Raw genomic sequence first — 11215 nt, forward strand, 5'->3', positions numbered from 1 at the left:
GGCCGGCTCGTAGCGCACCGGGCCGGCAATCTGCCGGCGCAGGACTGCGTTCTCATGCCGCAGCACGAGCAACTCGGCGTCCTTCGCGGTGTCACGGCGCAGCAGCACCGACGGGACGGACAACAGCCTCCGGGCCACCCTGTACAGCAGAGACACGATCACGCGGACATGATCCCAGGACCGAACTGCATCACTCCCACCTGCGCCGATGACTTTTCGAGCGGCACAGGACCAGGACGGCACCGTGCTGGACATCCTGGTGCGGTCCCGGCGCAACGCGACGGCCGCGAAGCGGCTCCTGGCCAAGCCGATGAAGAAGCAATGCCGGGTGCTCCGGGTGCTGGTCACCTACAGGCTCCGCACTTACGGCCTCGCCCACCGGGAGCTGATGCCCTTGGTCGGACACCGGCAGTCGAAGTACCTCAACAACCGGGCGGAGAACTCCCGCCAGCCCACCCGGCAGCGCGAACGCCCGATGAAGGGCTTTCTGCTCCGCCACCGGGACACGGCGGTTCCTGTCCGTGTTCGGCGTGATCTCACCGCACTTCAGGCCCCGACGCCACCGCCTCACCGCCCCTCAGTACCGCGCCGAGATGCACCGCCGCTTCGAGACCTGGAACCAGATCACCGGTAGCACCGGCCTGCCCACCGAGACCTGACCCGGCCCCGGCACCCGGCTCACCACACCCTGACATCCCATCAGCCAGACACGTCATGGACAACTTGACAACGCCGCTCAGCTGTCTGGGCCTACTGCCGTGCGGGCTGCCTGCTGCGGCTCCACCGCCCTCCTCGGCACCAAGACGGCAAGGGTGCTGCGTGCTTCACGCCGCAGCGTGCGGCGCCGAGCAAAGGTCGCAGTCAGAGCGAGGATCGAGACCGTGCCCCCGTAGAACACAGCAGCAATCGTGGAGAGGAGCCCGACCGTCATCGGGCACGCACCTTTCTTCCCCCGTTCGGCCCGCCCGGCTCACAGCCCGGGGTGGGCGTTGATGCGTTTCCTCCCCACCATACGTGAGCCGTCAACTCTCCCTGCGTCCAAACTCATCACTGTCCGGGAGCCGTCTATGGCTACGGCCGCGTGCCGATTCCCGCCGAGGGGCGCGTCGGGCGGACGCCTCTCGGCGGCGCTGGCGGCGAATCGTCAGAGCTGGCCGGACTCGGCGATAGTGATCTTCGCGGAGGTACGGCCGCTGGAGGAGCCAAGGGCCTCGATCTTCTTGACGAGGTCCATGCTCTCGGTGTCGGCGACCTCGCCGAACACCACGTGCTTGCCGTCCAGCCAGCCCGTCACGATGGTCGTGATGAAGAACTGCGAGCCGTTGCTGTTCGGGCCCGCGTTGGCCATGGACAGCAGGCCCGGCCGGTCGTGCTTGAGGGTGAGGTTCTCGTCGGCGAACTTCTCGCCGTAGATGCTCCTGCCTCCGGTGCCGTTGCCCCGGGTGAAGTCGCCGCCCTGGAGCATGAAATCGGGGATGACACGGTGGAACGACGAGCCCGCGTAGCCGAAGCCCTTCTCGCCGGTCGCGAGGGCGCGGAAGTTCTCCGCCGTCTTGGGAACCACGTCGTCGAACAGGTTGAAGACGATCCGCCCGGCGGGCTCGTCGTTGATGGTGATATCGAAGTAAACCTTGGTCGTCATGCCCCCATCCTGACATTCCGCCGGGTACCGCTCGCCTACTACCCTGCCGTCGCCCGGGCCCGGCGGTAAGACCGCTGTGCAGACCTGTGCAGTGGCCCTGACCCGGTGTACAGCATGAGCGCATCAGTCACCGAACGAGCGCGGACACGCCCGCTGGCCCGTCGCCGACCCGCGCTGCCCGGTCTGCTCCCAGGCCGTCCTGCCCGGCAGGGCGTGCGGGAACAGGCTGTGCACCGTGCCGGTCGAGCAAAGGGGCTTCTCCCGCGTCGACACCGTAGCCGTGTACTCCGGAGCCCTCCGCGACAAGATCCACCGACTCAAGTACGCCGGGGCATACGGCTGGGCGATCATCTTCGGCCGGCTCCTCGTCGGCTGGATGGAGACCCCCGAGCAGATGGAGGGTGTCGACCACGTCGTCGGCAACCCGACCCAAGCCGGCCGCCAACCCTTCCAGCACACCGAGGTGATCATGGACGCGGCCTACACCAAGAACGTCCCCCGAGCATTTCCGCTCAGCCCGCCGGGCGCGCATCGCCTGGTCAAGCAGACCGAGACGCTGCCCCTGCCGAAAACCTCATCCACCCTGGTGGGAGGCGGTGCGCGGGGTCTCGCGCGCGGGCGCTCGAGGGGGTGCTCTCGCGTACCTGGTGATTGTCCCGACATGATGGTCGGTCGTGCTGCTGCGACTGGCTTACCCGACCGGACCCAAGCGTTCGCCATGGTCCGCCTGTTACCGATGAGCGACCGGGACAAGGACGCGGAGCTCCTCGCCCTGCGCCATCAGATCACGGTGCTTCAGCGTCAACTCGGCAAAGACAGGGTGCGGTTCGCCCCGGGCGACCGGGCGTTCCTGGCGGCGTTGCTGCACCGGCTGCCGCCGGAGGTGCTGCGCCGGATACGGCTGGTGGTGCGGCCGGATACGGTGTTGTGCCGGCACCGCGATCTGGGCGCACGCCGCCACGCTGCCGCTTCCCGGCCGAAGCGCTCGGGAAGGCCGCGGACCGTGCGCTCCATCCGGCTCTTGGTGTTGCGGCTTGCGCGGGAGAATCCTGGTTGGGGGTATCGCCGCATCCACGGCGAACTCCTCGTTCTCGGGATCAAGGTGGCCGCCTCCACCGTCTGGGAGACCCTCCAGGAAGCTGGGATCGACCCGGCACCAAAACGTGCTTCCCGCACGTGGGCGGACTTCCTGCGCTCCCAGGCCGACGCCCTGCCGGCGTGCGACTTCCTGGAGACGGTCACGCTGTCCGGGGCGCGCCTGTACGTGTTCGCGGTGATCGAGCATGCCGGCCGACGGATCCGGATCCTCGGCGCCACCGCGCACCCGAGCGCCTCCTGAGTGACGCAGACCGCGAAGAATCTCGTCATGGACCTCGAAGACGCCCGCTGCCGGGCACGGTTCCTGATCCGGGACCGCGACGGGAAGCTCCCCTCGCTGTTCGACGCGGTCCTCGCTGAGGTGGGGATTGAGGTGGTGCCCAGCGGGGTGCGGATGCCGCGCATGAACTCGATCATGGAACGGGGGGATACAGACCTGTCGGCGCGAGCTGCTGGACCGCATGTTGAGCTGGAACCAGCGGCATCTGCTGCACGCGCTACGCGAGCTCGAGGACTTCTCCAACTCCCATCGGCTCCATCAGGACATCGACAACGCCCGCCCTCTGCACCCGTTGCCGGTCCCGGACAGCGATCCGGAGCAGATCGCTCGCCTCGGCATACGGAGACGTGAACGGCTCGGCGGCATCCTCCACGCGTACCAATATGCCGCATGACCTGCGCGGATGAGGTTTTCGGCAGGCGCACGGCCGGCTCGTAGCGGATCGGGCCGGTCGGCTGCCGGCGCAGCACGGCGTGCTCGTGCCGCAGCACGAGCGGCTCGGCGTCCTTGGTGGTGTCCCGGTGCGGCAGCACCGACGGGACAAAGAGCAGCTTCCGGACCATCGTGTCCGTCGGTGAGACGATCACGCGGACATGCTCCCAGCGGCCGACCCACACCACTCCCACCTGGGGCAATGACTTTTCGAGCGGCACAGGCTGGATGTGGCGAGGGGCCCGGCTGACGCCGGGCCCCTCGTTCTCGTAGCGGGGACAGGATTTGAACCTGCGACCTCTGGGTTATGAGCCCAGCGAGCTACCGAGCTGCTCCACCCCGCGTCGGTGATGCCACTCTACACAGTCACTCTCGCGGGGCAGTGCGCAGTTGCCTTCGTCAGCCGCGCACGATGTTCTCGGCCTGGGGACCCTTCTGGCCCTGGGCCACCTCGAAGGTGACCGGCTCGCCCTCGACCAGCTCCCGGTAGCCGTTGCCGGTGATGTTGGAGTAGTGGGCGAAGACGTCCGGGCCGCCGCCGTCCTGGGCGATGAACCCGAAGCCCTTTTCGGCGTTGAACCACTTCACGGTGCCGCTGGCCATGCTGCTTGTCCTTCGATATCGCCGAGAGGTCCCGGCTGGTCTGTGGGCAGGGCCGTCCGTAGCCGAAAGGCACCCGGCGTCCGTTCTACCCCGTCGGCGCGCGGTTATCCGACCTCTCCGCCGGTCACAGCGTGCCGGGTGCTGGCGCCCGGGACGGTGCAGCGCGCCACGACGGGCGGCACGACCCTCACCAGGCCTGCGCCGGCACCTTCTCGGTCTCCTCGGCGCCGGCCGTCTCGGTCGTCGGGGACGCTTCTGCGGCTGCGTCGTCCGCGGCGGGCGCGGACTCGGTCACGGCGGTGTACAGCACGGTGTTCTTCTGCTTGGTCCGCTCGATGCGGCTCTTGGCGACCAGCCGTTCCAGGGTGTTGCGCACGGTGTTGATGTCCCGGGCCCGTTCGGGGTACTCCCGCTCCAGGTCGCCGGCGACCTCGCCCGCGGTGCGCGGCTGCCCGGCGTGCTTGCCGAGGACGGTCAACAGCAGCTCTCCTAGGGGCGGTTCACCGGCCTTGGCCGCTGTCGTCTTCTTCGCCGCAGGCGCCTGCTTCGCTGCTGTCTTCTTCGCCTCCGGCTTTTTCGCCGTGGCCTTCTTGGCCGTCGTCTTCTTCGCGGCCGTCTTCTTGGCCGTGGTCTTCTTCGCGGGTGCCTCGGCCGGCTTGTCCTGCCGCTGCTTCGGCACAGCCGCGGAAGCCTCAACATCGGTCGCTTCGGACGGCTCGGCCGCTTCGGTCGGCTCGGACGTGTTGTCCTGCGGCGGTGCCGGCTCGCCCTCGGGTGCCTGGGCGCCGGCGTCGGCCTCGGCCGGGGCGGACACCGTCTTCAGTGCCTTCACCAGCCAGGCTTCGTCCGTCTCGAGCTGCTCAAGACGCTTGCGTAGACGGGCCTGTTCCTCCCGGTTGGCCGCGAGGTGGTCGGCGAACTGGGCCGCGTATTGGCTCTGCAGGCTCTGGGTGGTGGGCTCTTCCGGCTCGGTGGCCACGCGGCACGCTCCTTCATACGGGGGTTGTTGCTGCCGGATGCTACTCACCCAAACGGGACCGTCGCCGCTGTCCCGGGCACACACCACCCTTGCGGACAGCCGCCCACGGCCTGCCGCACTTGCCGGCACCGGTCCGCCGGAAGGGGCACCGGACGCGAGACCACCTCATCGTCTCCCGCTTCACGGTCCGCCCGGAGCCGGCCCGCACAGACGCCCTGCCCGCGCAGGCGACACTGCCGTGACCACCGGCACGCGCCGTTTCGTGCCGCCGCGACGCACAGGCTGAGGTGGGAAAGAGCTTGAGATCGGAGTGGCCGTGATGCGTGAGGCGCACGACGGGTGCCCGGCAGCGGGCCGACTGAAGGTGCCGGCTGCGGCCTGGCGGTGGGTGGCGGCCTCGAACCTGGCCCCGGCCGCCCATGCTGGAGTGGGTTGGTGGGCGCGTGGTCGTCGAGGCCACAGATGCGGACGGCGCTGCGGAGACCGGCCGTTAGCCTGTCGGTGTGTCAGAGCATGTCATCCCGGGCCGTACGGGCGGCCTGATCACTCTGGGCGCCGCGGACGCTCTGTGGGCCGGCTTGACGGCCCACAGCACTGTGCCGACGGCTTCTGCAGCGTTCACCCGCTCTCCCGCCGATGCCCCGGCGGGCTACGTCCTGCTCGGCGGCCATGTGGTGGCGACGGTGAAGACAGGCGACGGCCAGTGGAGCGTTCCGGAGCCTGAGGTGCGCCGGGCGGCAGCGGAACTGAACGCGGTGGAGATGGACCGCCAGGACCTGGTCCGCATCGGCCCATTCCGTGACGGGCCCAAGCAGGAGTACAACGAGAACACGCCGCTGCGATGGCGCCGGCGCATCGCCCGGGAACTGCAGGAACCGGACGAGTCCGAGCGGGCAGCACGATGTGATGGCGGCCGGCCGTACCATCTGGCGGGGATCGACTGGCGGCGGATCCTCGTGGAGAACACCCGCGACCGGACGGCGCGGACCTGGTGGCTGCCGCGCGCCGTGGTCAGGCTGCTGGATGTGGCCGAGCACACCGAAACGCGGTGGCTGAAAGCCGCGCGGACCTGCCAGGCAAGCGCAACCGTCACCGAGCCGCCCTCCCACCACCGGCAGGCCCGAGCCGCCGACGGCCCGCAGACGACGAGCCCCGACCGCCCAACCGCCCCACTGCGCCCGTACAACGAGGAACTGAAAGGCCACCGGTACTCGGTACTCAGCAGGAAACCCGGCACCTCCCGCAAGGTGGCCGGGTGGACGTGCGCCATCTGCCGCACCGCACCCGCCGCCGTACTCGACCACTGCCACGAACACGGCTACGTCCGCGCCCCCGTCTGCCACTCCTGCAACACACAAGAACGCCCCGACCACCTCTACAGCAACGACATCCGCGTGGCCAACCGCTACACACGTCTCTTCCACACCCACACCGCCGACTGGCTCTGCCACTGGCACCGCTGCCCCGGCTGCCGCACCCGCACCACCCTGCCACTACCCCACCTCGCCGCATGGACCGCCCACATAGCCTGCCGATCACTGCGCCCGACCCACCGCGACCCCAGCGGCTCCCGCGGGCGCAAACCCTGCGGTGCGCTGCGCGTGTCCTGGACCGGCAGCCACAATGCGCCCGGTTCCTGCCTGCTCACTGTCGCCGTCGACCTGTGCCCCTCCGGCGAGCACCGTGTCCTGGCGCAAGTCCCCTACCGCGAAGCCGCCGAGCGGTTCCGTACCTGGCTGGCCGAGACCGCCCCCGCCGTGGCCGCCGCGGCCGGACCCGACCGCCTGGACGGCCTCCCAGCCCGGTCCCGGCCAGTCATCGCGGACACCAGCGGTGAGGGCCTGGCGCTTTTCTGAGCGAACAGCGAGAGACCCGACACCAACGCCGACCGGATGATGACGAGATGACGAGGGCCATGATGACAAAGCCGAAGGGCAGGGCTGTCAGGCGCCGACGCAGAGCGGCGCTGTCGGCGGCTGGTAGAAAATCCCCACGCACGGCCGGCTCGATTCCCCCTCTGGCAGTCACACTCAGTAGCCTCGGTGCCGGCTCGCGGACCTGGCGTATGAAGGGGTTGTGATCGTGGCACGTACCTGGCTGTCCATCCGGGTGGAGTTGGTCTCCGGGCACGGTGCGGACCTGTGGCCGCGCCCCGGCCGGATCTTCGCCGCCGCGCGATCGCACTCCTTCGCCCAGTTCGCCACGGCCATCGATCTCGCCTTCGGCCGTTGGGACCTGGCCCACCTGCACCTGTTCACGTTGTCCGACGGCACCCGGGTCAGCCCCCTGGACTGGTGGGACGACGAGGCCCCGGACGGCACCGTGGACGGCCATGCCACCAAGCTGAGCAGGCTGCAGGCCGGCGAGCAGTTCGCCTATGTCTTCGACATGGGCGACGACTGGGCCCACCTGTGCACGGTGGCGGACAAGCGCATCGACCCCCTCGACGAACTCGGCGAGGCACCCGGCCGCCCGGTTCCCTACTGGGGCTGGGGCAGCCTCCCGGACCAGTACGCACGCCGCTGGGACGGGGACGACGGGGAGTCGTCGATGCCCAAGCGGCCGGCGCGCGGGCTCAGCGACCTGCCTCCGCTCCTGCCGTGGTGGGGCGAGCACCGCCGAGGATGATCTCACGCTGCGTACACGAAGTGGCCGCCAGCGGGGAATCGAGGTGGCCACAGTGGGGAGCGGAAGTGGCCACGAGCGGGGAAATCTAACAGGCCGCTGACAGTCGGCCTTCGCTTCGGCCATGGTGCTATCCACCCCGACCGTTCGGGAGCCCTAACTGGCTGTTCTCTATCCGCTCGGGTGGTCGGTGGGGTTCGAACAGGGGCCTGGTCCGGGTGAGTTGGCCGGTGCGGAGGCATAAAGGAAGGGCCTCTTGGTAGCTCGCGGATGTCGAGTCCAGCGAGGAGCAAGAGGCCCTGTTGTCGAAGTGTCGCGTGGTCACGGTTGCCGGGTCCAGTCCGTCCACTCCTGGGTGTGACTGTCTCGCCCACAGGTTCGGGAACGCGGCCGACCGTCCGGGGCGCCGGCCCCGGTACGGCTCGGACATGAGCGATGACGAGTGGGCTCTGGTGCGGGATCTGCTGCCGGTGCCGGGATGGCTGGCCGGCCGGGGCGGACGGCCGGAGGGCTACTGCCACCGGCAGATGATCGACGCGATCCGCTACCTGGTCGACAACGGCATCAAGTGGCGGGCGATGCCGTCGGACTTCCCGCCCTGGCCGCGGGTGTACGCCTTCTTCGCCCGCTGGCGGGACCTCGGTCTGGTGGCCGAACTGCACGACCGGCTGCGCGGTGCCGTCCGCGAGGCCGAAGGCCGTGATCAGGAGCCGAGCGCAGGCGTGGTGGACTCGCAGTCGGTGAAGGCGGACGCCACCGTCGCCCTCACCTCGCGGGGCTTCGACGCCGGCAAGAAGATCAACGGACGCAAGCGTCACCTGCTCACCGACACGCTCGGTCTGCTGCTGGCCGTGCTGGTCACCCCGGCCTCGACCACTGACCGGGACGCCGCCCGCATCCTGCTGCCGGCGGCCAAGGGTCGCTTCGGGCGGCTGACACGGGTATGGGCCGACGGCGGTTACACCGGTCATCTCGTTGACTGGAGTACAGCACAGCTCGGAGTGGTCCTCGACATCGTCCGCCGCAGCGACGACACCCGCGGCTTCCAGGTCCTGCCCCGCCGCTGGGTCGTGGAACGATCGCTCGCCTGGTTCCTGCGCAGCCGGCGCCTGGTGCGGGACTACGAGCGGCGCACCGACACCAGCGAAGCCGTCATCTGGTGGTCGATGACCATGCTCATGAGCCGCCGCCTGGCCGCCCGGCACCGGTGTCCTGTTCCGGTGCCGGGCGGCATGAACCTGCCCGGCTTCGCCTCGACCAGCCAGCCCCGTTCCACCAGCCGCTTCAGCCGTGCCCTCGCTCCTTCGACCCGGGAGGCAGACGCGCTGTCCCAGCCCAGCACCACCGCGGCCCGCCGGGCACCCAGCCCGTCGGCTCCCGCATCGACCGCGGCGGCCATCAACGCCTGATAGTCCGGCGACAGCTCCGTCACCTCGCTCGCGTGTCGCCGGTGCGGCACCGCCCGGCGCGGTCCGACCGGCTTCCTCCGCGGCACCTCGTCGGCCACGTCGGCGGGTGCATCCTCCTCGGCCAGCGCCTCCAAGTACTGCTCGAGGCCGATCACCCGGCGCCGGTGCACCTCTTCCGCGTCCGCCAGAGCCGTCCGCACCCGTTCCAACTCGGCTTCGAGCTGCTTCACCTGCGCGGCTGCGGCCTTCTGCCGTGCCTCCAGAACCGCCCGCATCGACGGCATCCGCCACCCCCACGACCTCTCGCCCGGCAACAAGCCAAGGCTCCCGCGGCAGCAGCTACTTCACACCTGACCAGCGAGGACATCACACAAGGTTCGGAAAGAGAACGACCTCTAAGCTTGGCGTTTAACATCGCGGGTCACTCGTCCTGCTGACCTGCGGTTCTTCCCAGGACAGCAGAGGCGGCCGTTCTTCACGCTTCGAGATGTCGAGTAACGAAGCACGAGAGAACGGCCGCTGCGTATGAGTCTGCCCGTCGAGGCGCCCGCAGGCGAGGCATTGGGCGTGTTGTCCCGCTTTCGGGTCGAGTTCTACGACTGCCTCTACTCCCGCGCGGACGCACTCTTCGAGCTCACCGACGCGGTGCTGTGCGCGGACGGGCCGGTGAAAACCCTGGTCGAACTGTCGCTGGCGGTCGAGCACCGGCGCGGGCACGGCGCCCTGTACGCCGCCCTGGACCGGGGCTGGCTGGAGCCGACACGGTTGCGCCGCACGCTGGCCGGGCTGCCGCTGCCGAGGGCGGCCGACGGGCGCATCGTGCTCGCCGTGGACGTCAGCAACTGGCTGCGGCCCGACGCTCCCACCAGCGACGACCGACTCTTCTGCCACGTCTACGGACGCGGCGACCGCAGCTCGGACCAGCTGGTGCCCGGCTGGCCCTACTCCTTCGTCGCCGCCCTGGAGTCCGGCCGCACCTCCTGGGTCGCCCTGCTGGACGCCGTACGGCTCGGGCCGGCGGACGACGCGACCACTGTCACGGCCGCCCAACTCCGCGATGTCATCGAGCGGTTGATCGCAGCCGGGCACTGGCGGCCGGGCGATGCCGAGATCCTCATCGTCATGGACTCCGGCTACGACACCGCCTACCTCACCCACGCCCTGGCGGACCTCCCGGTGGTGTTGGTCGGACGTCTGCGCTCGGACCGTGTCATGCTCCGCGATGCCGGCCCCGCCCGCTCCGGACCGCGCGGCGGGCGTCCCCGACGGCATGGCGGCGTCCTCACGTTCAAGAAGCCCGACAGCTGGCACGAGCCGGATGTCACGACCGCCACGGACACCACCCGTTACGGCACGGCCACCGCGACGGCCTGGGACCGGATGCACCCCCGACTCACCCACCGCGGCCCCTGGCTGAACCATGCCAAGGAAGAACTCCCCATCCTGCACGGCACGTTGATCCGCCTTAAGGTCGAGCGCCTGCCCGGCGACCGCGACCCGAAACCGGTCTGGCTGTGGTGCTCGGCCACCGCCGCCGCACCGGCGGACGTGGACCGCTGGTGGCAGGTGTTCCTGCGCAGATTCGACCTGGAGCACACCTTCCGGCTGATGAAACAGACCCTCGGCTGGACCGCCCCGAAGGTCCGCCACGCGGACACCGCCGACCTGTGGACCTGGCTGATCATCGCCGCCCACACCCAGCTCCGTCTGGCCCGGCCGCTCGCCGAGGACCTGCGCCGCCCCTGGGAACGGCCTGCCGCACCGCGTCACCTCACCCCGGCCCGGGTGCGGCGGGGGTTTCGCAACGTCCGCGCGGCCACGGCCCGTCCGGCGGCCGCACCGAAACCGTCCCGGCCGGGGCCAGGACGGCCTGCAGGCTCGAAGAACAAACACCGGGCCAGGCACCACGACGTCGGCAAGACCGTCAAACGCGCCGAATCGATCAAGGAACACCGAGGTCATCAGCGTTAAACGCCAAGCTAAGGGCTTGCAGATCAATAACACGCCGATTTCGTTTCTGCGCCTGCGACGTGTGCTAAAAGTGGCTGACCTGCGGTGACGTCGCACCGAGCAGGCGCCGAGGTCGGCACTACCGGGGCGTAGACCCGCGTGTTGTTCGGAGGCGCGCCCTAAGCGCTGTCCCGTAA

Annotated in this window: 6 protein-coding genes, 1 tRNA gene and 4 pseudogenes; 6 read left to right on the forward strand and 5 right to left on the reverse strand. The window is 69.6% G+C overall.

Features of this window, described 5'->3' with window-relative positions:
* Positions 1-162 (reverse strand): annotated as a pseudogene (locus tag AOK11_RS44650) (integrase core domain-containing protein); the annotation flags it as partial.
* A 61-nt stretch (positions 163-223) separates the two neighbouring features.
* Between AOK11_RS44650 and AOK11_RS39395 the strand changes: the two are divergent.
* Positions 224-659, forward strand: a pseudogene (locus AOK11_RS39395) (DDE-type integrase/transposase/recombinase); the annotation flags it as partial.
* 485 nt (positions 660-1144) lie between these two features.
* On the opposite strand, the gene AOK11_RS09500 reads toward AOK11_RS39395, so the two are convergent.
* Positions 1145-1642 carry a peptidylprolyl isomerase gene (locus tag AOK11_RS09500; RefSeq protein WP_055593223.1) on the reverse strand — a complete coding sequence of 166 codons (498 nt, stop codon included), beginning with the start codon at positions 1640-1642 and terminating at the stop codon, positions 1145-1147.
* 674 nt (positions 1643-2316) lie between these two features.
* On the opposite strand from AOK11_RS09500, the pseudogene AOK11_RS09505 reads away from it, so the two are divergent.
* Positions 2317-3414, forward strand: a pseudogene (locus AOK11_RS09505) (integrase).
* Positions 3415-3722: 308 nt separating this feature from the next.
* Here the strand turns inward: AOK11_RS09505 and AOK11_RS09510 are convergent.
* From AOK11_RS09510 to AOK11_RS09520, 3 genes are all read right to left on the reverse strand, one after another.
* Positions 3723-3796 (reverse strand) — tRNA-Met (locus AOK11_RS09510).
* Positions 3797-3851: 55 nt separating this feature from the next.
* Positions 3852-4055, reverse strand: coding sequence for a cold-shock protein (locus tag AOK11_RS09515; protein ID WP_055593224.1), 204 nt, complete (start codon positions 4053-4055; stop codon positions 3852-3854).
* Between the two features lie 187 nt (positions 4056-4242).
* Positions 4243-5034, reverse strand: a complete 792-nt coding sequence (locus AOK11_RS09520) for a BlaI/MecI/CopY family transcriptional regulator (RefSeq protein ID WP_055593225.1) — start codon at positions 5032-5034, stop codon at positions 4243-4245.
* Positions 5035-5537: 503 nt separating this feature from the next.
* On the opposite strand from AOK11_RS09520, the gene AOK11_RS09525 reads away from it, so the two are divergent.
* From AOK11_RS09525 to AOK11_RS09540, 4 genes and pseudogenes are all read left to right on the forward strand, one after another.
* On the forward strand, positions 5538-6890 hold the full coding sequence (locus AOK11_RS09525) for an endonuclease domain-containing protein (protein ID WP_055593226.1): 1353 nt from the start codon (positions 5538-5540) through the stop codon (positions 6888-6890).
* A 226-nt stretch (positions 6891-7116) separates the two neighbouring features.
* Complete coding sequence (locus AOK11_RS09530) at positions 7117-7662, forward strand: IS1096 element passenger TnpR family protein (RefSeq protein WP_055593228.1); 546 nt, start codon at positions 7117-7119, stop codon at positions 7660-7662.
* A gap of 425 nt (positions 7663-8087) precedes the next feature.
* Positions 8088-8855, forward strand: a pseudogene (locus AOK11_RS09535) (IS5 family transposase); the annotation flags it as partial.
* Positions 8856-9593: 738 nt separating this feature from the next.
* The gene (locus tag AOK11_RS09540) at positions 9594-11039 is read left to right on the forward strand and encodes an NF041680 family putative transposase (protein ID WP_055593227.1); all 1446 of its coding nucleotides are present in this window, start codon (positions 9594-9596) and stop codon (positions 11037-11039) included.
* Positions 11040-11215: the final 176 nt, after the last annotated feature.

Origin of the sequence: Streptomyces hirsutus, from assembly GCF_001418415.1 — a bacterium.
GTDB lineage: Bacteria > Actinomycetota > Actinomycetes > Streptomycetales > Streptomycetaceae > Streptomyces > Streptomyces hirsutus.